Genomic DNA, 24,662 nt, shown 5'->3' with positions numbered 1-24,662 from the left:
CGCCCTCGAGCGAGTCCCGCTTCGAGCCGGTGAGATCGCCCACCGTGCCCTGAACCTTGCCGCCGAGCTCCTTGGCGGCGCCCGTGATGCGATCCGTGTCGACCATGATGGTTGTCCTTGCTGTGTTCGTGGCTGGGGTTCGTCGCGCGGCGCGCGGCCGAAGCTAGGGTTTGGGGTTGGTCTTGTCCGACTTCGGGCGGGTCTTCGGGGGACCGTCGGACAGGGGGGATTCCTGCTGGGACCGACCCTCGGCCTCGACCTGCCGGTCGCCGATCAGCTTCCCGATGGCTTCCTTGACCGAGCCCTTAACCGCGTCGGTCGAAGCGGGGGCCGAACCGGGTGCGGAGGGCTTGGTGGGACGCATGGGATCCTCAGGGATGGGATGGACGGGGCCGCGGCGGGCCAACGGGCGGGAGGGACATCGCCGCGCAGGTCGCGGCCGTTCGCTGGACCCACAGATGGTCCCGGACGAACCCCCATCAATGATGCAGGCGTACCGGTAGACCGGGGTTATCTACCTGGATGCCGGCGTTCCAACCGGGTTGCGGCGAGCGCGACGGAGGCCGCGTTCCCCGACGAAGATCCCTGGGCCGCCACGCGTCCCCGGGCTCCAGGCCCCTTCCGGGTCGGCCCTCGTCCGTACGTGGTCCTGCGTGTCGACGCCGAGTGTCACTGGATCTCCCATGGCGCACCGCGCCGCTTTCCAAGTCCCGGTCGTAACAAGTGCGTGGGAAGGCAGTTCCGCGTCCGATCCGCGATTGCCTGGTATATCTGGATCATTGACGTGAATGTGATTGCCCAATCACAAGCCTCCAGCGGCTTCGGCTTCTCCAGCGCCGAGCACATCATCGTCTGTTCCAGACCCGAGGGCGATCATCCGTGCAGACAGATGTCAGAGTGCCGAAATCCTCTTCGGACGGTCAGGGATTGCCACGACCGATTCAGGATCTGATCGGCCGGCGATTGAACGAGATTGTTCCGTTCCCCGGTGACGTCGCGGCGGATTCCCGTCTCGGTCAGGTTCTGGTTCGGCTGCGAAGTGCCCTGTCCGCGGCGCAGGCGGACGGACAGGTGCCCGATCCGTTCCGGACCGACCTGATCGCCGCCGTTCCGCGGCTTCGCCGGTATGCCTTCTCCCAGTGCCAGAACGCCGCCGAGGCCGACGACCTCGTTCAGACCACCCTCCTGCGGGCCTGGGAGAACCGGGCCCGGTTCGAGCCGGGGACTAGGCTGATCGCCTGGCTGTTCACGATCCTGCGGAACGCCTTCCTCAATCAGCGCAAGCGGCTTCGCCGCGAGGTCGAGGACGTCGACGGTGCCTTCGCGGCGACCCTGCGCCTGGAGCCCGAGCAGGAGCATCGTGTCGGACTGATCGAGCTTCAGGCCGCCCTGAACGGCCTGACGGCCGAACACCGCGAGACGCTGCTCCTCGTGATGGTCGACGGATTGCTCTACGACGAGGCCGCGGTCGTCCTGGGATGTCAGACCGGCACCGTGAAGAGCCGCGTCAGCCGCGCCCGCGAACGCTTGGCCAAGGCCATGGGGGCGGCATGAGCGACTCGGACTCCTCCGCATCGCCGTTCGAACCCGACCGCGTCGGCGCGCGCGCCCAGGCGGCCATCGCCCGGCCCCTCGCCTTTCGACCCGGAGCGCCGGGTCCCGCCGTCTTCGCGAGGCGCGGCGGCTCATCGGCAGCATGCCTCATCCGCGGCCCGAGGACAGCAAGCAACAAAACTGCATCTGACCCGGTAAAATCCGAGCAAAATGATGCATCTGCACCATTGAGCACACCGATGGCGCGCATATCTCGACGGCATCGCCGACCGTCGACGTAATAACTGTCGCGTCCCAGATATTCGCAGCGTTGTGCCGGGCCTCATGAGTCCCCCGATCAGGTTCGGCATGGCCGCAGGGCCGGGCATCGCGCCACTCCGGGCGCAGGCCCGGCCCCAAGGTCCCGTCCGGGTTCGAGACCGCTTCCAACGCTTCGTGAAGGCCGTCTTGCGGCGATCATGGGACGAGCGATCATGGCAGAAGCACCGGAAGGTCGCATGGCCGATGCCGACAGGCCTCAGCGCATCCCGGACGACACCCCGCCCGCGATGCCGCCTCGTCCCGGAGGGCCGCATCGTCGGCCGCGGCCTGACGCGCGTGGCCGTCCAGGACCGGCTGCGCGGCTCGGAGGGAACCGGTGTCTGGATTTGTCCGAACCGGTGACGGGCTCTGTCCGCGGGACGTCCCGCAGGACCGGCTGACGAGACGGTCGGCCGGCGCTGATCTGTCTTCGATCGGGATCGGCCGGATGCGCGCCCGGTCTGATCTGAGCGGAGATACAATTCGTAACATATACCAGGCTATAGGTGCGCAACCGTCGTGACGGGGCGTGTGTTTATAGGCTACCGCAACAGAGGAGATGCGAATGCGACTGAAACTTGCTGGCGCAGCCGTTCTTGCACTGGGTACGATGGCCGCGACCGTCGGTGCCGCCGAGGCTCGTGACGGGTGTGGACCCGGGGGGCATCGCGGCTACTACGGATATTGCCGTCCGAACGTAATCTATCGCCCCATCCTGGCCCGCCCCATCGTCTACGGCTACCGCCGCGTCGGCTGGTATGGCCCGCGGTGGCACCGCTGGGGCGGCTACCGCCCCGTCGGATATCACCGGCCCTGGGGCTGGCACGGCGGCTACCGCCACGTGGGCTGGCATCACCGCTGGTAAGGCGCGGTCGGCGTGAGCTGGGCGCCCGGTTCGAACCGGGCGCCCTTTTCGTTCCCAAGGCCGGCGTCATCGGCATGCCCGATGGGACACGTGCCGCCGCGCTCCGCGGGGATGCGTGGGCCGCGGCCGGGTCGCCCATCGGAGCACCGTCGCCCTGGCCCGGACGGTGGCATCCGACGTCCGACCTGATGGAAAAGTCCAGGGTCCGTGCGCCTGCACTGCGGCCCAGACCTTGCAATGGTCTCCCCCATCGCTCGCCAAACGATGGAACGAGGCCCCGTGGCTCATCAGTCGATCTCGCGCAGAACCCTCCTGGGCGGCACCGCCGTTCTCGGCCTCTCGGCCCTGGCGTCGACGGGCGCCCGGGCGGCCGGGCCGATGACCGTCGGCGTCATCTATGTCGGCCCCAAGGACGATTACGGCTACAACCAGGCCCATGCGAAGGGCGCGGCGGCCCTGAAGGGGCTGCCCGGGGTCGAGGTGGTCGAGGAGGAGAACGTCCGCGAGACCAACGACGTCCAGAAGACCATGGAGAGCATGATCAACATGGACGGGGCGAGCCTGCTCCTGCCGACCTCCTTCGGGTACTTCGATCCCCACGTGCTGATCGAGGCCAAGAAGAACCCGACGGTGCAGTTCCGCCATTGCGGCGGCCTCTGGACCGAGGCGAACCCGAAGAACGCCGGCTCCTATTTCGGCTACATCGCGCAGGGCCAGTACCTGAACGGCATCGTGGCGGCGCACGCCACGAAGTCGAAGAAGCTCGGCTTCGTGGCGGCCAAGCCGATCCCCCAAGTCCTCAACAACATCAACGGCTTCCTGCTCGGCGCCCGCAGCGTCGACCCGTCGATCACCTGCCAGGTCATCTTCACCGGCGAGTGGTCGCTGGCGGTGAAGGAGGCGGAGGCCACCAACGCGCTGATCGATGGCGGCGCCGACGTCATCACCTGCCACGTCGACAGCCCGAAGGTGACGGTGGAGACCGCCGCCCGGCGCGGCGCCTACGTCTGCGGCTACCATGCCGACCAGTCGGCCCTCGCCAAGGACCGGTACCTCACCGGCGCCGAGTGGGACTGGGCCCCGATCTACAAGGGCTTCGTCGCCGACATGCAGGCGGGCAAGGCGCCCCCGAATTTCCTGCGCGGCGGTCTGGCGGACGGTTTCGTCCGGATGAGCCCCTACGGCCCTGCCGTCTCGGAGGCGGCGCGCAAGAACGCCGATGCGGTCAAGGCCGAGATGATGAAGGGCGGGTTCGCCATCATCCGGGGGCCGCTCAAGGACAACAAGGGCAACGCGATCGCCGAGGCCGGCAAGGGTTTTGCCGAGAACGCGCCCGAACTCGAGAGCACCGGCTACCTCGTCGAGGGCGTGAAGGGCTCGGCCTGAGGGACGCGTCCGTCACGCACGCCACCAGCGGGAGGAAGAGCCGTGGTTGCCGAGACTGCTCCGTCGGACATGGTCGTGGCAGGGGCGCGCCCCTCGGCCAGCCTGCCCCTGCGAGCTTGGGGCGCGCGCCGGGCGGAGGCGCTCGCCATCCCGCTCGGGGCGCTCGCCCTCGGCTTCGGCCTGTTCAGCCTGTTCCTCCTCAGCCTCGGCAAATCGCCGGCGGCCTTCCTCGACCTCGTCTACCGGGGCGGCTTCGGGTCCGCCTTCGCCCTGCAGAACAGCCTCCAGCGCGCCGCGCCCCTGCTGTTCGCGGCCCTCTGCGTGGCCCTGCCCGCCCGCCTCGGCCTCGTGGTCATCGGCGGCGAGGGCGCGATCGTGCTCGGCGGCCTCGCCGCGGCGGCGGTGGCCGCGCCCCTGTCGGGCGCAGCCTCCGGCCTCGGCATCGCCGCCATGGCGATGGCCGCCTTCCTGACCGGGGCGCTCTGGCTCGGGGCGGTGGGCGCCCTGCGGGCCTGGCGCGGCGTCAACGAGACCATCGCCAGCCTGCTGATGTCCTACATCGCCATCGCGCTCGCCAACCACCTGATCGAGGGCCTGCTGCGCGATCCCGGCAGCCTGAACAAGCCGTCGACCCGGACCATCGACGAGGCCTTCCGGGTCGGCCCGATGCCGGGCCTGGAGGTGCATTGGGGCCTCGGCGTCGGGGTTGTGGCCTGCCTCCTCGCCTGGCTCCTGACCGAGTGCACCACCCTGGGCTTCGCCGCCCGCATCGCCGGCGGCAACGTGCGCGCGGCCCAGATCCAGGGCCTGCCGGTCGGGCGTCTGATCGCCGGATTCACCGCCCTCGGGGGGGCGCTGGCGGCCCTGGCCGGATTCTTCGAGGTCGCGGCCGTCCACGGCAACGCCAACGCGTCGCTGATCGCCGGCTACGGCTATACCGGTATCCTCGTCGCGTTCCTGGCCCGCCAGAACCCCCTGGCGATCCCGCCCGTCGCCTTCCTGCTCGGCGGGATCGAGGCGTCGAGCGGCCTGATCCAGCGCCGCCTGCACCTGCCGGACGCCACCATCCTGCTGCTGGAGGGCCTGCTCTTCCTCCTCGTCCTCGTGGGCGAGACGCTGTACGGGCGCTTCAAGCCGTTCAGTCCGCATCTCTGGGGCGAGAAGCGCGCCGCCGCGGGCCAGGCCGCGCCATGAGTGACCTCGGCCATGAGTGACCTCGCATGAGCGACTTTGCATGAGCGACCTCGGCCTCTGGAACGTCCTCATCGCGGTGATCGGCGGGGCCATCCGGGTCTCGACGCCGTTCCTGTTCGTCAGCCTCGGCGAGACGATCACGGAGCGCTCGGGCCGGATCAATCTCGGCCTCGAGGGCACCCTCGTGTTCGGGGCGATGTCGGCCTACGCCACGGCGGTGCTGACCGGCTCGGCCTGGGCCGGCGTCGCGGTGGCGGGCGCGGCGGGGGGGCTGTTCGGCCTCGTCCATGGCTGGATCTGCCGGCTGCCGCGGGTCAACGACGTGGCGCTCGGCATCGCCCTGATGCTGTTCGGCTCGGGCCTCGCGTTCTTCTTCGGCAAGGCCTTCATCCAGCCCTCGGCGCCGCAGCTGCCGGCGATCCCCTTCGGCAACTGGTCCGACCTGCCCCAGATCCGCGCCGCCCTCCAGGTCAACGTTCTGTTCCTGATCGGGGCGGTGCTCAGCCTCGTCCTGTGGTGGGGGTTCCGCAACACCCGCACCGGCCTCGTGGTCCGCATCGTCGGCGACAGCGCCGAGGCGGCCCGGGCCATGGGCTACGACGTCGACCGTGTCCGGCTGCTGGCGACCGGAGCCGGCGGGGTGCTCGCCGGCATCGGGGGCGCCTACCTGTCGCTCTATTATCCGGGCTCGTGGAACGAGGGCATCTCCTCCGGGCAGGGCCTGATGGCCGTCGCCCTCGTGGTCTTCGCCCGCTGGAACCCCCTGGCCTGCTTCGGCGCGGCGCTGCTGTTCGGCGGGGCCGGGGCCCTCGGCCCGGCGCTCCAGTCGGTGGGGGTCTCGCAGGGCTACTACCTGTTCTACGCCGCGCCCTACGTCCTCACCCTCGGCGTCCTCATCGCCACCTCGTCACCGAACCACGCCCTGGCGGGAGCGCCGGGCGAACTCGGCCAAGCGAAGTAAACCTCAGCAATCAGGTATCTCCGATGAACGGACTTGGCGGCCTCAACAAATCCCCGAACGGCGTCGTGCTCGGGCTGGTGCAGCTGCAACTGCCGACCGTCGCCACGCCGGCGGACCTCGCCGCGCAGACGCAGCGCATCGTCGACATGGTCGGCAAGGCCCGGCGCAACCTCGCCACCATGGACCTCGTGGTCTTCCCCGAATACGCCCTCCACGGCCTGTCGATGGACACCAACCCCGACATCCTGTGCCGGATGGACGGACCGGAGGTCGCGGCCTTCGCGAAGGCCTGCCGCGACAACCGGATCTGGGGCTGTTTCTCCATCATGGAATTCAACCCGCACGGAAACCCGTACAACACCGGCATCATCATCGACGAGACCGGCGCGGTGAAGCTCTCCTACCGCAAGATGCACCCCTGGGTGCCCGTCGAGCCCTGGGAGCCCGGCGACATCGGCATCCCGGTCATCGAGGGGCCACGCGGGGCCAAGATCGCCCTCATCATCTGCCACGACGGGATGTTCCCCGAGATGGCCCGGGAATGCGCCTACAAGGGCGCCGAGATCATGGTCCGCACGGCCGGCTACACGGCGCCGATCCGCGAATCCTGGCGCTTCACCAACCAGTCGAACGCCTTCTGCAACCTGATGGTCACCGCCAACGTCTGCCTGTGCGGTTCGGACGGCTCGTTCGATTCCATGGGCGAGGGCATGATCGTCAACTTCGACGGTCAGATCATCGCCCACGGCACCACGGGGCGCGTCGACGAGATCATCACGGCGGAGGTCCGGCCCGACCTCGTGCGCGAGGCGCGCCTGCATTGGGGCGTCGAGAACAACATCTACCAGCTCGGACACCGCGGCTACACGGCCGTGAAGGGCGGCGCCGGGGACTGCCCCTACACCTACATGCAGGACCTCGCCGCCGGCCGCTACCGCCTGCCGTGGGAGGACGGGGTCAAGGTCGTCGACGGCACCTCCTGCGGGTTCGCCGCGCCCACCCGGTCCTACGGCGCCGGACAGACCCCGGACGCCCGGGAGGCGGCGGAATGAGCGCGGCGCCCCTCACCGTGCCGGCGACGCCCCTTACCGTGCCGGCGGCGCCCCTCGCCCCGACGGCGGTGGACGCGGCGCGCTACGCCGCCGCCGAGCCCTATCCCTGGCCCTTCGACGGGGCACTGAGGCCCGACAACACCGCCCTCGTCATCATCGACATGCAGATCGATTTCTGCGGTCCCGGCGGCTACGTCGACGCCATGGGCTACGATATCGGCCTGACCCGGGCGCCGATCGAGCCGATCGGCCGCCTGCTCGCGGCGGCCCGGCGCCTCGGCTACCCCGTCATCCACACCCGCGAGGGCCACCGCCCGGACCTGGCGGACCTGCCCGAGAACAAGCGCTGGCGCTCGCGCCGGATCGGAGCCGGCATCGGTGATCCCGGGCCCTGCGGGCGCGTGCTGGTGCGGGGCGAGCCGGGCTGGGAGATCATCCCCGAACTGGCGCCCATGCCCGGCGAGCCCGTCATCGACAAGCCCGGCAAGGGCTCGTTCTGCGCCACCGACCTGGCGCTGATCCTCGGGCGGCGCGGCATCCGCAACCTGATCCTCACGGGGATCACCACGGATGTCTGCGTCCACACCACGATGCGCGAGGCCAACGACCGCGGCTTCGAATGCGTGATCGTCTCCGACGCCTGCGCGGCCACCGACCGGGGCAACCACGAGGCCGCCCTCAGGATGGTGACGATGCAGGGCGGCGTCTTCGGCGCCGTGGCGACCTCCGAGGCCCTCCTGGTGGCGATGGGATGATCCGCGATGGTGCCCTTCCCGCAATCGGTTCGTAACGTGGTGCCCCGGGACGGAGACGCGGCAGCGGTGGTGCCCGAGGCCCCGCCGCCCGGTGCCATCGCGGTCGAGACCATCGGCATGTCGAAGCGCTTCGGCACCTTCGCGGCCCTCGACGACGTCTCGATGAAGATCGAGGCGGGCGGCTTCCACGCGCTGCTGGGCGAGAACGGCGCGGGCAAGTCGACCCTGGTGAAGTGCATCATGGGCTTCTACGCGCCGAGCGCGGGCAGCGTCCTGGTGGATGGCCGCGAGGTCGCGATCACCAATCCGAAGGGCGCCCAGGCCCGCGGCCTCGGCATGGTCTACCAGCACTTCACCCTGGTGCCGTCCCTGACGGGCCTCGAGAATCTCGTCATCGCCCGGCCCCGGGTGCCGGCGGTGATCGACTGGCGCGCCGAGCGTGCGGCGCTGGCCGCCTTCATGGAACGGATGCCGTTCCGGCTGAACCTCGAACGCCCGGTGGCCGAGCTCGCGGCCGGGGAAAAGCAGAAGCTCGAGATCATCAAGCAGCTCTTCCTCAAGGCCCGGTTCCTGATCCTCGACGAGCCGACCTCGGTGCTGACGCCGGCGGAGGCCGAGGAGGTGCTGGGCCTCCTGCGCGCCATGGCGGACCGGCGCGAGCTGACGGTGCTGATGATCAGCCACAAGTTCCGCGAGGTCGAGGCGTTCGCCCGCAGCGTCAGCGTCCTGCGCCGCGGCACGCTCGCGGGCGGCGGACGGGTCGGCGAACTCAGCCGGGACGACATGGCGGCGATGATGATGGGCGCCCGCCCGGTGCGCGCCGCCCCCAACCGCGTCGGTCGGCCTGACCCGGACCGGGTCGTCCTGCGCATCGCGGATCTGCGCGCCACCGATGCCTCCGGCCTGCGTCACCTCGCCGTCGACGCCCTCGCGGTGCAGGCCCGCGAGATCGTCGGCGTCGCCGGGGTCTCGGGCAATGGCCAGAAGGAACTCGCCGACGTGCTCGGCGGCCAGATCCGGGCGGCCGCTGGCCGGGTGGAGGTCGGGGGCGAGGCCTATGACGGACGGCGCGCGCAGAGCCGGGCGCGGCGGGTCCGCGTCATCCCGGAGGAGCCGCTGCGCAATGCCTGCGCGCCGCGCATGTCGGTCGCGGAGAACCTGGCCTTCCGGGCCTTCGACCGGCGCGCGGAGCGTGGCGCCTCCGAGGGGGGCGCGGTCCCGGGGCGGCCGACCGTCTGGCTCGACACCGGCGCCATGCGCCGCCGCGCCCGGGACCTCATCGCGCGCTTCGGGGTGAAGACCGCCTCCGCCGAGGCGCCGATCGCCACCCTGTCCGGCGGGAACGTGCAGCGGGCCGTGCTGGCGCGCGAACTCACCGACCCGGTCGACCTCCTCGTCGTCGCCAATCCCTGCTTCGGGCTCGACTTCACCGCCGTCGCCGAGATCCGGGCCCGGATCCTGGCGGCCCGCAACGCCGGGGCGGCGGTCCTGCTGATCAGCGAGGATCTCGACGAGATCCTGGAACTCTCGGACCGCATCGTGGTGATGTCCGACGGCCGCATCGTGCACGCGGTGAGTCGCGCCGAGGCCGACGCCCGCAGCATCGGTCGCCACATGGCGGGGCATCACTGAGGGGTGGGACGGACGTGTCGGACCGACGCTGCCGGGCGTGTCCGGTCCGGCAGGCTAGGTCCGCACGGGGTCGAGGGTGACCGACCAGAGCGCGGTATCGGCGGCGTCCTTCAGGGTGACGGTCATCTGCTCCGTCGCGCCCTCGACCGCGACATGGCCGAAGAACTGGTAGCCCGCGGCGGGCGAGAGGTTGGTCTGGCCCGGCGGGGGGGCCTTCGCGAAGCGCAGCTGGGGCCCGAAGGTGTCGTCGAGGGCGTTGGGACCGAAGGTCCCGGCATGCAGCGGGCCTGCGACGAACTCCCAGAACGGCTCGAACTCCTGAAATCGCGCCCGGTTCGGATCGTAGTAATGCGCCGCCGCGTAGTGCACGTCCGCCGTCAGCCAGACCGTGTTGCGGATGCCCGCATCCCGCAGGAAGCGCAGGAGGTCGGCGATCTCGAGTTCCCGGCCCAGCGGCGGCCCGTCGCCCTGCGCGACGGCCTCCGACCCGAAGGGCGGCTGAGAATCGTAGGGGACGACGAGCCCGATCGGCATGTCGGCCGCGATCACCTTCCAGGTCGCGCGGGAGGCGAGGAGCGCGCGCTTGAGCCAGGCGACCTGCGCCGGGCCGAGGAAGTGAGCCTCCGGTCCGTAGGTGGTCTGCCGGTTCTCGCCGTTCGGCCCGCGATAGGAGCGCATGTCGAGCAGGAACACGTCGACCAGCGGCCCATGCGAGATCTTGCGGTAGACGCGGCCGGGCTCCGAGGGCGCGAAGCGCATCGGCATGTATTCGTGGAAGGCGCGCGCGGCGCGGACCTGGAGCGCCAGCACGTTCGGGTCGCGATAGGCCTTCCGCAGGTGTTCGGCCCGGGTCAGGGGCTCGCCCGGCCACCAGTTGTTGGTGACCTCGTGATCGTCCCACTGCGCGAAGATCGGGATCTCGGCGTTCATCGCCAGCACGTTCGCGTCGGTGAGGTTGTAGCGGTAGCGTCCGCGAAACTCTTCCAGGGTCTCGGCCGGCTTCGCCACCGCCTCGGTCACGCGGTTGCGCCAGAGGGTGCCGTCGGGCAGGCGCACCTCCGGCACGATCGGGCCGTCGGCATAGATGGTGTCGCCGGAATGCAGGAAGAAATCCGGCCGGTTGCGCAGCATGGCGGCGTAGATCGTCATCCCGCCCCGGGCCTCGTCGATGCCCCAGCCCTGGCCGGCCGTGTCGCCGGACCAGCAGAACGAGACCGAGCGGCGCTCGGCGGGCGCCGTGCGGAAGCGCCCGACCTGCGCCGCGCCGAGGATCGTCGGCGCGGCGAGATCCTGCAGGCGGACCCGGTAGAACACGTCCTGGCCCGGCGGCAGGTCCGTCAGGGCGACCTTCACGGTGCCGTCGCTCGCCGGCAGGGCATCGGCGAAGACGCCGCCGCGAATGTCCGCGAAGCTTTCCGTCGTCGACCACGCGATCATCGCCCGGCAGGGGCGGTCGGCCCGGGCCCAGACCACGGCGGAGTCGCCGTCGACGTCACCGGATTGCAAACCGTGGGTGAGGATCGGGCGGTCTGCGGCCCGGCTGAGGCCGGGCCGGAAGACGCCGGTGCCGAGACCGACGAGGCCGGCGGCGGCCCCGGTCAGGAACGGACGACGGGGCAGGCTGGAACGGGACGAGGCGGACATGGCGGCGGACTCCCTTCCGGAGGCTCCGCTATGGCGCATCTGTCTGACGCCCTGACGACGCTGCCCGCGCCATCCCTAACCCGGTTCGCGTGGATCCGATGCCGGTCTAGCGGGCCGCCTTCGCGGCGCGGCGGCGCTCGGTGAGGATCCATTCCGTGTAGCCGTTCGGCTGCGCGCGGCCCTTGAAGACGAGGTCGCTGGCTGCCTGGAAGGCCGGGCCGTCGTAGTCCGGGGCCATGGGGCGGTAGAGCGGATCGCCGGCGTTCTGGCGATCGACCACCTTCGCCATCCGCTTGAGCGCCGTCATCACCTGCTCCTCGCTGACGACGCCGTGATGGAGCCAGTTCGCGATGTGCTGCGACGAGATCCGCAGGGTCGCCCGGTCCTCCATCAGCCCGACATCGTGGATGTCCGGCACCTTCGAGCAGCCCACGCCCTGGTCGATCCAGCGGACGACGTAGCCGAGGATGCCCTGGACGTTGTTGTCGATCTCCTGGGCCACGTCGTCGGGGGCGAAGTTCGACCGGGCCAGCGGGATCTCGAGGATCTCGTCGAGGGCCGAGCGCGGCCGGCGGGCGAGTTCCACCTGCCGCGCCCGCACGTCGGTCTCGTGATAGTGCAGCGCGTGCAGGGTCGCGGCGGTGGGCGACGGCACCCAGGCCGTGCTCGCGCCCGCCTTGGGGTGGGCGCCCTTCTGCATCAGCATGTCGGCCATGGCGTCGGGGGCCGCCCACATGCCCTTGCCGATCTGCGCCCGGTCGAGCAGGCCGCAGACGAGGCCGACATCGACGTTGTTCTCCTCGTAGCCCTTGATCCAGGGCGTCGCCTTCATGTCGTTCTTGCGAATGACCGGGCCGGCCTCCATCGCGGTGTGGATCTCGTCCCCCGTGCGGTCGAGGAAGCCCGTGTTGATGAACACGACCCGCTCGGCCGCGGCCGCGATGCAGGCGGCGAGGTTGACCGTGGTGCGGCGCTCCTCGTCCATGATGCCCATCTTGAGGGTGTTCGCGTCGAGACCCAGCATGGCCTCCACGCGTCCGAATAGTTCGACCGCGAAGGCGACCTCCTCGGGCCCGTGCATCTTCGGCTTGACGATGTAGACCGAACCGTGCCGGCTGTTGCGCAGGCCGGAATCCCCCTTGAGATCGTGGATCGCGATCATCGCGGTGACCGCGGCGTCGAGCATGCCCTCGGGGATCTCGCGGCCCTCGGCGTCGAGCACCGCATCGGTGTCCATGTGGTGGCCGACATTGCGCACCAGCATCAGGGAGCGGCCCGGCACCACCACCTCGCCGCCGTTCGGCGCGATGTAGTGCCGGTCGGGGTTGAGGCGCCGCTCCAGGGTGCGGCCATCCTTCTGCAGGGAGGCCGTCAGCGTCCCGTTCATCAGGCCGAGCCAGTTGCGGTAGACGACCACCTTGTCGTCGGCATCGACCGTGGCCACGGAATCCTCGAGGTCCATGATCGTCGAGACGGCCGATTCCAGCAGGATGTCGGCGACGCCGGACGCATCGAAGCGGCCGATCCGATGCGTCCGATCGAGTACGACCTCGACGTGCAGCCCGTGGTGCCGCAGGAGCAGGGAGGCGGGCATGCTGGCCCGGCCGCGATAGCCCACGAAGAGATCCGGTCGCGCGAGCGGGACGGTCTCTCCGGTGTTCATGTTGCCGACGAGCCCGCCCTGCTCGACCGCATAGGTGACCACGTCGGCATGGCGGCCGCCGGCCAGCGGCACGAAGCGGTCGAGGTAGCTGCGGGCGCGGGTCACGACCCGGGCGCCGCGGGCGCGGTTGTAGCCGCCGCTGCGGATCGCGCCGCCCTCCTCCGAGACCGCGTCGGTGCCGTAGAGGGCATCGTAGAGCGAGCCCCAGCGGGCATTGGCGGCGTTGAGGGCGTAGCGGGCGTTCGAGACCGGCACGACGAGCTGCGGCCCGGCGATGCGGGCGATCTCGTCATCGACGTTCTCCGTCCGCACCGCCACCGGTCCCGGATCGGGCAGGAGATAGCCGATGTCCTTCAGGTACGCCTTGTAGGCCGCCGGATCGAACGGCTTGCCGGCCCGCTCCCGGTGCCAGGCGTCGATCTGCCCCTGGAGCGTGTCGCGCTTGGCCAGCAGGGCCCGGTTCTTCGGCGTCAGGTCGCGCACGATCGCGCCGAGGCCGCCCCAGAACACCTCGGGCGAGATGCCGGTCCCGGGCAGGGCCTCCTCCGCGACGAAATCGTACAGCACGCGGGCGACGGCGAGGCCGCCGATATCCATTCGATCCATCTTCGATCCATTCACGGAAGGTTTGCGCTGGAATGCCACCGGCCGCGGTCGTCGCCAACCCACCGATGTCGAACGCCCGGTCTCGAGTTCTCGCGCAGGGTGTCCCGAAGCCCGACGACGTCCCTGCGACCGTCGTCTCGGCGAGGGCCGCCCGCGCCGGGGTGCGGAAAGCTCCGAGCCGGTGTCCGGAGGGCCACGCAATAGACGCGCCGACCGAGATCGACAAACCCGGAGGGTTGTCGGCCCCGGGGCCTCCCGCCCGGCCCCGGGGCGCAGAGGCGCGCTCGGGGGGCGGTGGGCGATCGTCCGGATCGCCGCACGGGCGCGCACGATGCGGGCCCGGGTCAGCCAGGGGCGGGAGGGCGCCGCGTCGCGCTCCGCCCTCCGCCGATCATCGCCGGCCCCGGAAGGGTGAGAGGAGGGCGTGCCGGTTGACGTCCTTGTAGAGGAGGTATCGGAAGGGTCCGGGTCCTCCGGCGTAGCAGGCCTGGGGGCAGTAGGCGCGCAGCCAGAGGAAGTCTCCGGCCTGGACCTCGACCCAGTCCCGGTTGAGGCGGTAGACGGCCTTGCCCTCGAGGATGAAGAGGCCGTGCTCCATGACGTGGGTCTCCTCGAAGGGGATCGAGGCGCCGGGGCGCAGGGCGACGATGTTGACGTGCATGTCGTGGCGCAGATCGTCGGGGGCGACGAAGCGGGTGGTGGCCCAGGCTCCGTCGGTGCCGGGCATGGGCACGGGGGCGACGGCGGTCTCGTGGGTGACGAAGGCGGGGGGCACCTCGAGGCCGGGCACGGGGGTGTAGGCCTTGCGGATCCAGTGGAAGCGGGTCGGTCCGGCCCCGTCGTTGCGCAGGCTCCAGGTGGTGCCGGGGGGCAGGTAAGCGTAGGCGCCGGGGGTGAGGGCGTGGACCTGTCCGTCGCGGACGAGGCGGGCCTGTCCCTCGACGACGAACAGCACGGCCTGGGCCTCGGGGTCGGGTTCGGGCCGCTCGCTGCCGCCGCCGGGGGCGAGGGTGACGAGGTACTGGGCGAAGGTCTCGGAGAAGCCCGAGAGGGGGCGAGCCAGCATCCAGGCCTGAGTGTGCTCCCAGAAGGGCAGGACGGAGGTGACGATGTCGCTCATCACGCCCCGGGGGATGACGGCGTAGGCCTCGGTGAACACGGCCCGGCCGGTCATCAGCGCGGTCTGGGGCGGCAGGCCGCCGCAGGGCGGGTTGTAGGGCGAGGCGGTCATGAAGGCGTCTCCGATGATCCGGGTTGGACTGGCGGCAGCCCGGCTTGGCAGCCGTGCCACCGCATGGGGCAGGTGTCGGGGGGCGTCAGGCCGAACGTGGTTCCGCGATCGGCGTCTCGAGGATCGCGGCCGTGTCCGTCGTACCGTGGCCATCGAGGACACGCCGGGCCTGCGCCCGGTCGATGTCGCCTTCCCATGCGGCGATCACCACCGTCGCCACGCAGTTGCCGATCAGGTTGCCCAGCGCCCGGGCGATGCCGACGAACCAATCGATCGACAGCACGAGCACCAGTCCGATGACGGGGATTTCCGGGACCGCCGACAGGGTGGCGGCCAGCACGACGATGGCCGAGCCGGGCACGCCGTGCGCGCCCTTCGAGGTCAGGAGCGCGATGCCGAGGATCAGCATCAGGTGTCCGAAGGAGAGATCCGTGTTGGTGGCCTGGGCGATGAACACCGTGGCGAGGGTCAGGTAGAGCGAGAAGGCATCGAGGTTGAACGAATATCCGGTCGGGATCACGAGGCCGACGGTCGAATCCTTGATGCCGAGGCGCTCCAGCTTGCGCATGACCTGCGGCAGCACGCAGTCCGAGGAGGCGGTGCCGGCCACGACGGTCAGTTCCTCGCGCAGGTAGGCGAGCAGCTTGAGGATGCTGAAGCCGGCCAGGCGCAGGATGCCGCCGAGCACCACGAAGACGAAGAACGCCACGCCCGCGTAGAACAGCACCACCAGCAGGCCGAGCTGCTTCAGCGAGCCGACGCCGTACTTGCCCACCGTGAAGGCGACGGCGCCGAGCACGCCGAGCGGGGCGAGCCTGACGATGAAGCCGATGATCTTGAACAGAACCTCCGTGATGCGCTCCAGGCTGTCGGCCAGCGGCTTGCCGCGCTCGCCCAGAAGGGACAGGCCGGAGCCGAACAGGATCGCGATGATGAGAACCTGCAGGATATCGCCCTTGGCGAAGGCATCGACCAACGTGGTCGGAATGAGCTTCATCAGGAAGTCGACGGTTCCCGTGACCTGACCGACCCGGTCGGTGTAGCCGGCGATCGATTTCGCGTCCAAGGTCGCCACATCGACGTTCATGCCGTGGCCGGGGGCGAACGCGTAGGCGAGGACGAGGCCGAGCACCAGGGCGAGGGTCGTCACCGCCTCGAAGTAGATCAGGGACTTGAGCCCGACGCGACCGACCTTCCGCAGGTCGCCGGCGCCGACGATGCCGTGAACGACGACGCCGAAGACCAGCGGTGCGATCGCCATCTTGATCAGCTTGATGAAGCCGTCGCCGAGGGGCTTCAGCGTGACCGCAAAGTTCGGCCAGACCATGCCCAGGACGATGCCGAGCACCAGGGCGGCGACAACCTGCCCGAACAACGACGCGAAGAACCGCTTCATCATAACGCCTGTACCTCTTCGCGCCGTTCCGCGTCCCGACACCCCGGTTCGACACGGTGTCGTCCGCTCTGCAGGATTCGTGCTGGCATTTTCCTGCATGGTCGTTCGGGTGCCCCCGTTGCGGCGGCACCATGTTGCCAGGGAATCTAGACGTCAAATATTTGATATGTCTTGATTGAGATCTTCTCGCTATGACTGAGCGTATGGAACTCCGGCACCTCCGCTACTTCGTGGCCGTCGCCCGTCATCTCAGCTTCACCGCCGCCGCCGAGAGCCTCGGTGTCGCTCAGCCGCCCCTGAGCCAGCAGATCCGCGATCTCGAAGCGGAGGTCGGCACCGCGCTGTTCGAACGGACGACGCGTCGCGTGTCGTTGACGCGGGCGGGTACCGACTTCCTCGCGCAGGCGCGCGAGATCCTGGACAAGTCCGGCGAAGCAATCGGACGCGCGCGCGCCATCGGTGCCGGCGCGGCCGGCATCGTCAATGTCGGCCTGACGGGGTCGATGCTGGCCGGCCCCCTCGGGCGCGCCATCCGCGACTTCTCGGTCACCTATCCCGACGTCGATCTGCGGATCCACGAAATGTCGCCGGACCGCCAGATCTCGATGCTGAAGGCTGGACAGACCGACATCAGTTTCCTGCGCAGCCCACCCCAGGACCTCGACCTCGCCAGCGAACGCGCCTGGTGCGAGACCGTCACCCTCGTCCTGCCGAAAGGCCACCGCCTGGCCAGGACGGCGGCGATCGACCTCGCCGATCTGAGCCGCGAGCGGTTCGTGTTCCTGCGGCTCTCGGATTCGCTGTTCGCGAAATATCTTTGGGAGTGCTGCGTCGAAGCCGGGTTCACCCCGGACATCACGCATCAGGTCGTCGAAGCCGCCTCGCTGACGAGCCTCGTCGCGACGGGGCTCGGGATCGCCATCATTCCGGAATTCGTCGCCCGCCTGGCGCACGCGGACGTCGTCTACAAACCCATCAGGGGGAAACCGATCCACGCCGACGTCTATGCCCTGTGGCCGAGGGAGAAGGCCGGGCCTCTGATCGGCAACTTCCTGGACCGTGTTCGCTCCGCCAGACCATAGTTCGCGAAGGCCGCTGCTGGCAGTATCGGGCGTGGAGAGGGAAGGTGCGGAGGACCGGGGTTCGGCCATCGGGCCCCGGCACGACACGGTCATGGCCGTGCGCCGCGCCCTGGAGGATGACGGCGTCGAATTCACCGCCGCGGCAGGTAGGAAGCCGGGAGTACGCGAGGCCCGGTCCAAGATGACCGACCCGGCCTCGAACAACCTTCAGTTTCCCACCGAGCCTGGCCGCCCCGAACGACCGTAGAACGATCTCACCGGACGGGAATCTCACCCTGCAGCCAACCTTGCAGGATGGCGAACTGGACGATCTGCGCGCGGCTGGTGATGCCCAGCTTGCAGCATGCTCGCCCCTTCTGGGCTTCGATGGCCTTCGCCGTTGCCCCGACCTGGGATCCGATCTCCTTGCTGGTGTAGCCGTAGGCCACGGATTTCAGGATCTCCCGCTCCCGTTCCGTGAGCGAGGACTTGCCCTCGTGGGCGTGGGTCCAGGCGACCGGGCTTGGGTGGGCGGAGCCGTGCCCGGGAAGGAGCGGGTCGACGTAGGTCCCGCCGGCGCGCACGGCCTCGACGGCCTGCACGATGTTCAGGAAGGCCGAGCGCTTCAGGACGTAGGCGCAGGCGCCGGCCTCGAACGCTTGGTCGACATAGACCCGGCTCTCGTACACGCTCAGGATGATCGCCCGGGTCCTGCTCCGGCGGTCGACGAGCGTGCGGATCACCGCGACGCCGTTCATGTCGGGCATGGCAAGGTCCAGGATGGCGATGTCCGGGGATAGGTCCGCGATGGCCTGCACCGCCGCCGTGCCGCCATCCACCGACGCGACGATCTCGACGAGGCCCGTGTTGCTGAGGAGGTCGGCGACCCCGTGGCGGAAGACGGGGTGGTCGTCCGCAAGCACGATGCGGATCGGGGCGCGATCAGGCATCATGGTCGACGTCACTCCCCAGGCGTATCCGCGCGACCACGGACGTACCCTGTCCGGGCGAGGACTCGACTTGCAGGCTGCCTCCGATGAGGGCCATGCGTTCGCGCATCCCGATCAATCCGAGCTTGCCCTGGGTGACCAGCAAGTGGGACGAGGCGTCGTCGGCCTCGAAGCCCGTGCCGTCGTCGTCGACCGTGAGGGTGAGGCGTCCCGGGCTGAACAGAAGGACGACCGAGACGTAGCTCGGCAGCCCCGCGTGCTTGGCCACGTTGGTGAGCGCCTCCTGCGTGATGCGATAGAGCGTGATGGCATGCTCGGCGGGCAGGTGGAATTCCTTGCCGCTGACCTGCAACTCGGTCGCGATGCGCGTGGTGCGGCTCCACTCCTCCACGAGGTAGCGAAGCGCGGTCACGAAACCGAACTCGTCGAGCGCCGCGGGTCGTAATTCCAGGGTGACGCGACGCAGAGCCTCTCCCACCTGCTGGGCTTGATCGAGGAGGCGGTCGAGTTCGGAGCGCGCATCGTCGCTGGAGAGGTAAGGCAGCAGACGTCGCAATCCGAAATTCAGGGCGACCAGATGCTGGCCCGCATGATCATGAAGGTCGCGCGCGAGCCGACGTCGCTCGTCCTGCCCGGCGCGGTACAGCCGCGTCAGCACCTCGTCGCGTTCCCGTTCGGCCCCCACGCGTGCGGCTGCGTCCGCCTCGAGCCGAGCAAGCAGGTCTTCTCGCTCCTGAAGCAACGCCTGCATTTCCCGAGTGCGCCGCCGGCGTTCCAGCATGACGCGTCGGGCATCGTAAAGCTTCGAGGCGAGGATCCCGAACCGACGGCCGAGCCCCAGCCCGTCGAGATGCAGCACGACGAGCGTGCCGCCCTCGAAACCGCCCAATCGCGCGCGCGTGCCATGGCAGGAATGGCGCTCGAGACTTCCGTCCTCGCATTGGAGGAAGAGCGTTCCGGGCAACGTGGCGGAGGAGGAGGCGCAACGCTCGAGATAGCGACGGAACTCCACCTCGGTGGCTTTCTGAACGGGTAGGACGTCGCCGATCCGTAGACCGTCCAACGCCTCGCGCGCCGAGGCGTTGGCGGCTTGGAGCTCCCCGCCTCGCCAAACGATGAGCATTGGGGCGGGGACGAACTCGAACAAGGCCTCGAAGTCGGACCTAGACGTCACCCGTCCCGAAGTAGTCCTGTCCTCCCTCGTCGGGGGCATCAGGGTCGAGGTCGATGACGATCCGGCAGCCCGTGCCGCCGCGGGCGATGGTATCTGCAAGCGTGATTCGCCCATATCCTTGGCTCTCCGCAACCATGTGACCAAAGACGTTCGAGGTCACCATGCACATCGAGGGGGACCTCTTTACCAGGTCGCCGAACGGGCAGCGTCGGTTGCCGAGCACGATGCGCCGGGGCGTCGTCTCGATGACGTAGAAATCCCCGCCCAGGCGTCGCTTGAGGTCGATCATGGCGTCCACGGTGGCGACGAGGTCCAGCCGACGGGGGCCCGCCACCCGAAGGTATCGCGCCTTGATCTCTTCCGAGACGGCCATGCCGACCAGGGCGATGAAGCCACTGGCCTCCGACCTGCCGACGGTATCCTCCAGGGCGCCGGCGAAGGCACCGAAAACCATGCCGAGGAAATCCTCTCGGTCGATGCCAATCGGTGCGTTCTCGAAATCCGGGATGCCAACGGCTTCTCGGCACATCGGCGGCCTCCCCCCTCCAGACTTATTGCCACCTTCGTAGCACATCGATGCAGCGAAACCACTAAGTCTTAGTCGGTAGGAATACCGAGGGATGACATATTTTCCGTCATATTCTGACTCGATTGAAGATCGGGGCGGAATATGCAGTTATCTGCATCATATGTGTTGTCATCTCTCCCGGAAGCTGCGCGTGAACTGATCCTGGATCGGCTTCACGAGGTAGGAGAGGGCCGTGCGCTCCTCGGTCGCGACGTGGACCTCCACGGGCATGCCGGGCACCAAGCGGGCTCTCTCGCCCAGACGGTTCAACTCCCCCTCATTCAGCTCGACGTACCCGACGTAGAACGCATCGTCCTTGCCGCCTTTGGTCGTCGACGGCGAGACATAGGTCAGCCTTCCCTTGAGTTCGGGGGTCGTCCTCTGGTTGAAGGCGGTGAACCGCAGCTTGGCCGGACGGCCGACACCGATCTGGTCGATGCTCGCCGGAGAAATGCGAACCTCGATCCGGAGCATGGCGTCCGCGGGCACGACGGTCGCGAGCACGTCCGCCGGCGTGACCACGCCGCCGACGGTGAAGGCCCTCAGCTCGTGCAGGACGCCCGTGGCCGGCGCGCGGATCTCGGTCCGCGTCAGCCGATCCTCCAAGGCGATGCGCCGATTGCCCAATTCCGCGAGCTTGGCATCGACGACGCTGAGTTCCTTCTGGGCCTCGGTGCGCGCGGTATCCGTGATGGCCAGAAGCTGGACCCGGATCTCGCTCGTGCGCACCTTGGCCCGGGCGATGGAGGCTTCCAGCGACCCCTGTTCACCGGTCAGGCGGTGCCGGTCGCGGCTGATGGGCAGGAACTTCGAACTCTCGAACAGGTGCTTGTCGACGAGGCCCTGCAGCTTGCCGTGCTCGCTCGTGAGGATCGCGAGCTCGTCCCGCTTGGCATCCTTCTGCTTGACCAGGCCTGCGACCTCCTCGGCCACCTGACCGATCTGCAACTCCAACTGCTGGCGCTGGCTGTCGCGGCTGGCGAGGTTGCCACGGAACAGGCGGCTCTCGCCATCAAGGATGGCCAGCGCCTCCGCGGCGCCGTCCGATATGCTCGCGGGGAAGGCGATGTCGCGAAGCCCGTCCCGTTCGGCCAGCAGGCGCGCCTTCTTGGCCGACAACTCCATCAGTTGCCCCCGGACGATCGCCAGTTCGGCCCGTGTCTGGGCGTCGTCGATGCGGATGAGGATCTGACCGGCCGTCACGGCCTGCCCGTCTCGGACAAGGATGGCGCCGACGACCCCCCCGTCCCTGTGCTGGACCGCCTTGGCGTTCTGATCGACGGTGACCGCGCCCGGTGCCATGATGGCGCCGTTGAGGTCGGTCGTCGCGGCCCATCCTCCCACCCCGATCAGGAGGCTCACGCCCAGCGCGAACCCGAGGGCGATACGGGGGATGACGGAGAAGGAGGGGTCCGTCCCATGGTCGATCCCGTCGAGAGGCCTGGGGCGATGGACACCGATGGTTCGCGTACTCATGGTCCGGTCCCTTCGATGGATGGATCAATGGATGGGTGTGTTGGCCGGTGACGCGGCCGTCGGCTTCTCGACGAAGAGCAGGGTGTGGTGGCCGTCGAGGACGAGGGTCGTCTCGAAGGAGTCGTTCCCGTCGAGGTCGGCCGAGATGACGGTCACGTCGCCCTCGTCGAAGAGCGCGGCCCGGTAGCGGATGCCCGACACGGTGCCGTCGTTGCGGTCCATCGCCTCGGACAGCGAGTGGCCGACGACGCCCGACCCGTTCTCGAAAAAGGACCATCTCAGAAGGTCGACGTAATCCCCGACTGAGAAGTCGGTGATCTCGACGGAACGGGTTGCCTCCGAGATCCCGGAGCGCGGGTGGAACCCGTAGCCGTCGTTGCCGCCGCCGCCCGTGAGCACGACATCGTCGTCGCCGATGATGAAGCGGTCGTCACCCGATCCGGCTACGATGCGTTCAATGGAATCGACCCTGTCCTCTCCGAGCTCGGTGCCCGAAACGACATGATTGACGAGATCGACGAGCAGGTCTCCGGTCGCGCTGCTCAGGTCCAGCGTATCCGAGCCGTCATCGCCATCGACATGGTCGTCGTCGCCATCCAACGCGAGGATGATCCGATCGTCGCCGGCGCCCGCGCGTAGGGTATCACACCCGGCTCCGTCGCGGAGCGTATCGCGACCCGAGCCGCCATCGAGGAGATCGTCGCCCCCGCGTCCCGCAATAAGGTCATCCCCATCTCCGCCAATCAGGCGGTTGCTCCCGTCACTGCCGGATAGGGTATCGTCGCCGGATCCACCGATCAGCGCCTCCAGCCCATCAAGGAGGTCCCGTCCCGTCTCGGCCCCGGTCGCGATGCCTATGAGCAGGTCGGCGGAGATGCCCGCCCGCGTCCCGGAGAGGTCGAGCGTATCCAGACCAACACCGCCGTCGAACCGGTCGGCCTCCCCGTCCGACGATGCGATGAGGATGTCATCGCCGGTGCCGCCCAGCGCGACGTCGCGGCCGTCCCCGTCGAGAATCGTGTCGTCGCCGTCGCCCCCGTCGAGCCCGTCGTTTCCGGCCCCGCCCGAAACGTGGTCGCGGCCCGCGCCACCGGAGAGGGTGTTGGCGGCTGTGCTCCCCGACAGCGTGTCGGCACCAGATCCGCCCCGGACGTCCTCGATCGAGACGAGGAGGTCATGGCCAGTCTCGGCGGCCACCGAGGTACCAGCGGTGAGATCAACCGTAACACCGGATGCGGTCGTGGAAACGTCGAACGTGTCTGTCCCGTCGCCTCCATCGAAGCGGTCGGAATCTCCGTCACGCGCAGCCATGACGATATCGTCGCCTGAGCCTCCGAGAACCGTATCCGATCCCGTCCCGTCCGCGAGGGTATCGTTGTCCGCTCCGCCGTCGACGAGATCGTTGCCGGCCCCGCCCGACACCGTGTCCCGTCCGGCTCCTCCGCGGAGGACCTCGCCCACCGAGCTCCCGGTCAGGACATCGTCGCCCGATCCTGCCCGGACAACCTCGACGGACGCGACCGTGTCGCGTCCCGACCCCTGACCAATGGCCGTGCCGGCGACCAGGTCGACCACGACATCGGTATCAAGGCTCGACAGATCGAGCGTATCCGTCCCTTCGCCGCCGTCGAACCGGTCGGCCTCGCCGTCCAGGGACGCCACGAGGACGTCGTCCCCGTCTTGCCCCAAGGCTACGTCCCGCCCCTGCCCGTCGGAGAGGACGTCGTTGCCATCGCCCCCTTCCAGACGGTCGTCCCCGAGGCCGCCGGAAACGACGTCGCGCCCGGCGCCGCCGAACGCGACGTCGGCCCCCTCCGACCCGTCGAGGCGATCATCGCCCACCTCGCCGAGGAGTAAGTCGCTCCCCATCCCTCCGACGAGGATATCGCTGCCATCTCCGCCGTCGAGCAGGTCGTCCCCGGCGTCGCCCAACAGGATGTCGTCGCCCTCCTCGCCGAAGAGGCGGTCGTTGCCGTTTCCCCCCGAGACCCGATCCGCCCCCGTCCCCGCGAGCACGACGTCGTTCCCGTCGCCGCCCAGGATCACGTCGTCCCCGGCGCCGCCGACGATGTGGTCGTCCCCGGCGCCGCCATCGATGATGTCGGCCGAGGCACGGGCGTCGATGTTGTCGTTGCCACCCCGGCCGTCGATCTCGTCCGCGCACAGCGTTCCGAGCAAGAGGTCGTCGCCGTCCGTGCCGCTCATCGGCTCGTGTTCGACGACGTTGAAGACCGCCGTCTGGGTGACGGCGAGTTCGCCATCCGTGACCTCGTACGTGATGGTGACCGGACCGAGGCCATCGGCGTCGTACACCCAGCCGTCGCCGTCGCGGGCCAGCGACCCGGAAGAGACCGTGACGTTGCGGACCGAGAGGCTGTCGCCATCGGGATCCTCGACGTTTCGGAGCAGGTCGGACAGGGCGATGGGAAGCAGCGCGCAGGCGGCCATGTCGGCGAGGTAGACCGCGCCGTTGGTGGTCGGCGCACGGTTGCGCCGGCCTGCAGAGCCGTCCCCGTCATCGTTCGAGGCCGGACGAGGCGTGACGGCGCCGGCGCCGTTCCCCGCGTCGTCGCCGGACCCGGGAGGATTGTCGGCGCCGTTTCCCCTGTCCCCGCCGTTGGTCTGCTTGCCGGGGCCGGCGGCATCCTGTCCCGCGGGACGGTCCGCGTCCGACGGCGTGCCCCTGCCGCCGCCGGGAAGGTCATCGGTGTCGCCCAACCCGCCGGGCGATCGGGTCGCGGGATCATCGAGGTTTTCGGATCCCGCTCCCTCGTCACCATTGTCCTTGTCTCGGCCCCCCCCGCCGCCGCCGCCGCGGACGCCGGGGGCCCGGTCGGCATTGTCGTTGATGGGGCGTGGGATGACGGGTGACGCCTTGAAGTCGTTGAGGTTCGGCTGGGGGTCGTGCCGGGCGAAATGGAGCGTATGCGCTTGGAGGTGGGTGGCATCGTACTCCGGTGAGGGCATCTCCGTTTGGGGCACGACCCCGGATGACCCCAGCAGGTGATGCTCGTCGGGTGTCTCGCCCGGATCCACGTCCGACGAGGCCATGACGACGAGCTTGGGTGCGGCCTTCGTCTCGTGTCCGGCGGCGCTGGGCTCGACCTCGGCATGAACCGAGGTGTGGAACAGGGACTTCAGGTATCCGGCCACGGCAGCGACCGCGAGGGCCAGGTAGTAGGGCGTGGTCGACG

Annotated in this window: 19 protein-coding genes and 1 pseudogene; 9 read left to right on the top strand and 11 right to left on the bottom strand. The window is 69.2% G+C overall.

Annotation, left to right across the window (positions count from 1 at the left end; genetic code table 11):
• A pseudogene (locus ASG63_RS26465) lies at positions 1-106 on the bottom strand (CsbD family protein); the annotation flags it as partial.
• Positions 107-163: 57 nt separating this feature from the next.
• Positions 164-364 carry a CsbD family protein gene (locus ASG63_RS12375; RefSeq protein WP_056216500.1) on the bottom strand — a complete coding sequence of 67 codons (201 nt, stop codon included), beginning with the start codon at positions 362-364 and terminating at the stop codon, positions 164-166.
• A 599-nt stretch (positions 365-963) separates the two neighbouring features.
• On the opposite strand from ASG63_RS12375, the gene ASG63_RS12370 reads away from it, so the two are divergent.
• The 8 genes from ASG63_RS12370 to ASG63_RS12335 all read left to right on the top strand — a co-directional run bounded on the left by ASG63_RS12370 (position 964) and on the right by ASG63_RS12335 (position 9,699).
• Positions 964-1,554: a sigma-70 family RNA polymerase sigma factor gene (locus ASG63_RS12370; RefSeq protein WP_244479889.1), complete on the top strand. Its 591-nt coding sequence runs from the start codon at positions 964-966 to the stop codon at positions 1,552-1,554.
• 865 nt (positions 1,555-2,419) lie between these two features.
• Entirely contained in the window at positions 2,420-2,719 is a 300-nt protein-coding gene (locus ASG63_RS12365) for a GCG_CRPN prefix-to-repeats domain-containing protein (protein ID WP_056216496.1), read from the top strand.
• Between the two features lie 264 nt (positions 2,720-2,983).
• On the top strand, positions 2,984-4,105 hold the full coding sequence (locus ASG63_RS12360) for a BMP family ABC transporter substrate-binding protein (protein WP_056216494.1): 1,122 nt from the start codon (positions 2,984-2,986) through the stop codon (positions 4,103-4,105).
• 69 nt (positions 4,106-4,174) lie between these two features.
• The gene (locus ASG63_RS12355; RefSeq protein WP_056216492.1) at positions 4,175-5,299 is read left to right on the top strand and encodes an ABC transporter permease; all 1,125 of its coding nucleotides are present in this window, start codon (positions 4,175-4,177) and stop codon (positions 5,297-5,299) included.
• 40 nt (positions 5,300-5,339) lie between these two features.
• Positions 5,340-6,260 carry an ABC transporter permease gene (locus tag ASG63_RS12350; RefSeq protein WP_056216489.1) on the top strand — a complete coding sequence of 307 codons (921 nt, stop codon included), beginning with the start codon at positions 5,340-5,342 and terminating at the stop codon, positions 6,258-6,260.
• Positions 6,261-6,283: 23 nt separating this feature from the next.
• Positions 6,284-7,312: a formamidase gene (locus ASG63_RS12345; RefSeq protein WP_056216487.1), complete on the top strand. Its 1,029-nt coding sequence runs from the start codon at positions 6,284-6,286 to the stop codon at positions 7,310-7,312.
• Positions 7,309-8,067 (top strand): biuret amidohydrolase, encoded by a 759-nt coding sequence (biuH, locus tag ASG63_RS12340; RefSeq protein WP_082504174.1) that lies wholly within the window; start codon positions 7,309-7,311, stop codon positions 8,065-8,067. Before ASG63_RS12345 ends, biuH begins: the two co-directional genes overlap by 4 nt.
• Positions 8,068-8,184: 117 nt before the next feature.
• Positions 8,185-9,699 (top strand): ABC transporter ATP-binding protein, encoded by a 1,515-nt coding sequence (locus ASG63_RS12335; protein ID WP_244472547.1) that lies wholly within the window; start codon positions 8,185-8,187, stop codon positions 9,697-9,699.
• Between the two features lie 54 nt (positions 9,700-9,753).
• Here ASG63_RS12335 and ASG63_RS12330 read toward each other — a convergent pair whose 3' ends face one another.
• From ASG63_RS12330 to ASG63_RS12315, 4 genes are all read right to left on the bottom strand, one after another.
• Positions 9,754-11,343 (bottom strand): alkaline phosphatase D family protein, encoded by a 1,590-nt coding sequence (locus ASG63_RS12330; protein WP_056216485.1) that lies wholly within the window; start codon positions 11,341-11,343, stop codon positions 9,754-9,756.
• A 106-nt stretch (positions 11,344-11,449) separates the two neighbouring features.
• Positions 11,450-13,612, bottom strand: a complete 2,163-nt coding sequence (locus tag ASG63_RS12325; protein WP_056216483.1) for a malate synthase G — start codon at positions 13,610-13,612, stop codon at positions 11,450-11,452.
• Between the two features lie 391 nt (positions 13,613-14,003).
• A complete protein-coding gene (locus tag ASG63_RS12320; RefSeq protein WP_056216481.1) occupies positions 14,004-14,843 on the bottom strand; it encodes a bifunctional allantoicase/(S)-ureidoglycine aminohydrolase in 840 nt (279 codons plus the stop codon).
• An 85-nt stretch (positions 14,844-14,928) separates the two neighbouring features.
• Positions 14,929-16,239 carry a dicarboxylate/amino acid:cation symporter gene (locus tag ASG63_RS12315; protein WP_056216510.1) on the bottom strand — a complete coding sequence of 437 codons (1,311 nt, stop codon included), beginning with the start codon at positions 16,237-16,239 and terminating at the stop codon, positions 14,929-14,931.
• A 203-nt stretch (positions 16,240-16,442) separates the two neighbouring features.
• On the opposite strand from ASG63_RS12315, the gene ASG63_RS12310 reads away from it, so the two are divergent.
• A complete protein-coding gene (locus ASG63_RS12310; protein WP_056216479.1) occupies positions 16,443-17,321 on the top strand; it encodes a LysR family transcriptional regulator in 879 nt (292 codons plus the stop codon).
• Between the two features lie 254 nt (positions 17,322-17,575).
• Here the strand turns inward: ASG63_RS12310 and ASG63_RS12305 are convergent, their stop codons facing one another.
• The 5 genes from ASG63_RS12305 to ASG63_RS12285 form a co-directional block, all read right to left on the bottom strand.
• The gene (locus ASG63_RS12305) at positions 17,576-18,253 is read right to left on the bottom strand and encodes a response regulator (protein ID WP_244472526.1); all 678 of its coding nucleotides are present in this window, start codon (positions 18,251-18,253) and stop codon (positions 17,576-17,578) included.
• Positions 18,243-19,397, bottom strand: coding sequence for a sensor histidine kinase (locus ASG63_RS12300; protein WP_244472527.1), 1,155 nt, complete (start codon positions 19,395-19,397; stop codon positions 18,243-18,245). Before ASG63_RS12300 ends, ASG63_RS12305 begins: the two co-directional genes overlap by 11 nt.
• Positions 19,398-19,413: 16 nt before the next feature.
• Entirely contained in the window at positions 19,414-19,953 is a 540-nt protein-coding gene (locus ASG63_RS12295; protein WP_244472528.1) for a methanogen output domain 1-containing protein, read from the bottom strand.
• 168 nt (positions 19,954-20,121) lie between these two features.
• Positions 20,122-21,468 (bottom strand): HlyD family type I secretion periplasmic adaptor subunit, encoded by a 1,347-nt coding sequence (locus tag ASG63_RS12290; protein WP_056216477.1) that lies wholly within the window; start codon positions 21,466-21,468, stop codon positions 20,122-20,124.
• Between the two features lie 24 nt (positions 21,469-21,492).
• Positions 21,493-24,435, bottom strand: coding sequence for a cadherin-like domain-containing protein (locus ASG63_RS12285; RefSeq protein ID WP_274534734.1), 2,943 nt, complete (start codon positions 24,433-24,435; stop codon positions 21,493-21,495).
• Between the last annotated feature and the right edge of the window lie 227 nt (positions 24,436-24,662).

The sequence above is a fragment of the Methylobacterium sp. Leaf94 genome, from assembly GCF_001426045.1.
Taxonomy (GTDB): domain Bacteria; phylum Pseudomonadota; class Alphaproteobacteria; order Rhizobiales; family Beijerinckiaceae; genus Methylobacterium.
This window is presented reverse-complemented; position numbering and strand designations above follow the sequence as displayed.

What these genes read in the sequence shown, in the direction of transcription:
- ASG63_RS12290 (WP_056216477.1), bottom strand. Translation starts at nt 21,468, where the DNA reads ATGAGTACGCGAACCATCGGTGTCCATCGCCCCAGGCCTCTCGACGGG.
- ASG63_RS12345 (WP_056216487.1), top strand. Translation starts at nt 6,284, where the DNA reads ATGAACGGACTTGGCGGCCTCAACAAATCCCCGAACGGCGTCGTGCTC.
- ASG63_RS12330 (WP_056216485.1), bottom strand. Translation starts at nt 11,343, where the DNA reads ATGTCCGCCTCGTCCCGTTCCAGCCTGCCCCGTCGTCCGTTCCTGACC.
- ASG63_RS12285 (WP_274534734.1), bottom strand. Translation starts at nt 24,435, where the DNA reads ATGCCCTCACCGGAGTACGATGCCACCCACCTCCAAGCGCATACGCTC.
- ASG63_RS12320 (WP_056216481.1), bottom strand. Translation starts at nt 14,843, where the DNA reads ATGACCGCCTCGCCCTACAACCCGCCCTGCGGCGGCCTGCCGCCCCAG.
- ASG63_RS12325 (WP_056216483.1), bottom strand. Translation starts at nt 13,612, where the DNA reads ATGGATCGAATGGATATCGGCGGCCTCGCCGTCGCCCGCGTGCTGTAC.
- ASG63_RS12310 (WP_056216479.1), top strand. Translation starts at nt 16,443, where the DNA reads ATGGAACTCCGGCACCTCCGCTACTTCGTGGCCGTCGCCCGTCATCTC.
- ASG63_RS12335 (WP_244472547.1), top strand. Translation starts at nt 8,185, where the DNA reads ATGTCGAAGCGCTTCGGCACCTTCGCGGCCCTCGACGACGTCTCGATG.
- ASG63_RS12375 (WP_056216500.1), bottom strand. Translation starts at nt 364, where the DNA reads ATGCGTCCCACCAAGCCCTCCGCACCCGGTTCGGCCCCCGCTTCGACC.
- ASG63_RS12355 (WP_056216492.1), top strand. Translation starts at nt 4,175, where the DNA reads ATGGTCGTGGCAGGGGCGCGCCCCTCGGCCAGCCTGCCCCTGCGAGCT.
- ASG63_RS12350 (WP_056216489.1), top strand. Translation starts at nt 5,340, where the DNA reads ATGAGCGACCTCGGCCTCTGGAACGTCCTCATCGCGGTGATCGGCGGG.
- ASG63_RS12295 (WP_244472528.1), bottom strand. Translation starts at nt 19,953, where the DNA reads ATGTGCCGAGAAGCCGTTGGCATCCCGGATTTCGAGAACGCACCGATT.
- ASG63_RS12360 (WP_056216494.1), top strand. Translation starts at nt 2,984, where the DNA reads ATGGAACGAGGCCCCGTGGCTCATCAGTCGATCTCGCGCAGAACCCTC.
- ASG63_RS12365 (WP_056216496.1), top strand. Translation starts at nt 2,420, where the DNA reads ATGCGACTGAAACTTGCTGGCGCAGCCGTTCTTGCACTGGGTACGATG.
- ASG63_RS12305 (WP_244472526.1), bottom strand. Translation starts at nt 18,253, where the DNA reads ATGATGCCTGATCGCGCCCCGATCCGCATCGTGCTTGCGGACGACCAC.
- ASG63_RS12315 (WP_056216510.1), bottom strand. Translation starts at nt 16,239, where the DNA reads ATGAAGCGGTTCTTCGCGTCGTTGTTCGGGCAGGTTGTCGCCGCCCTG.
- biuH (WP_082504174.1), top strand. Translation starts at nt 7,309, where the DNA reads ATGAGCGCGGCGCCCCTCACCGTGCCGGCGACGCCCCTTACCGTGCCG.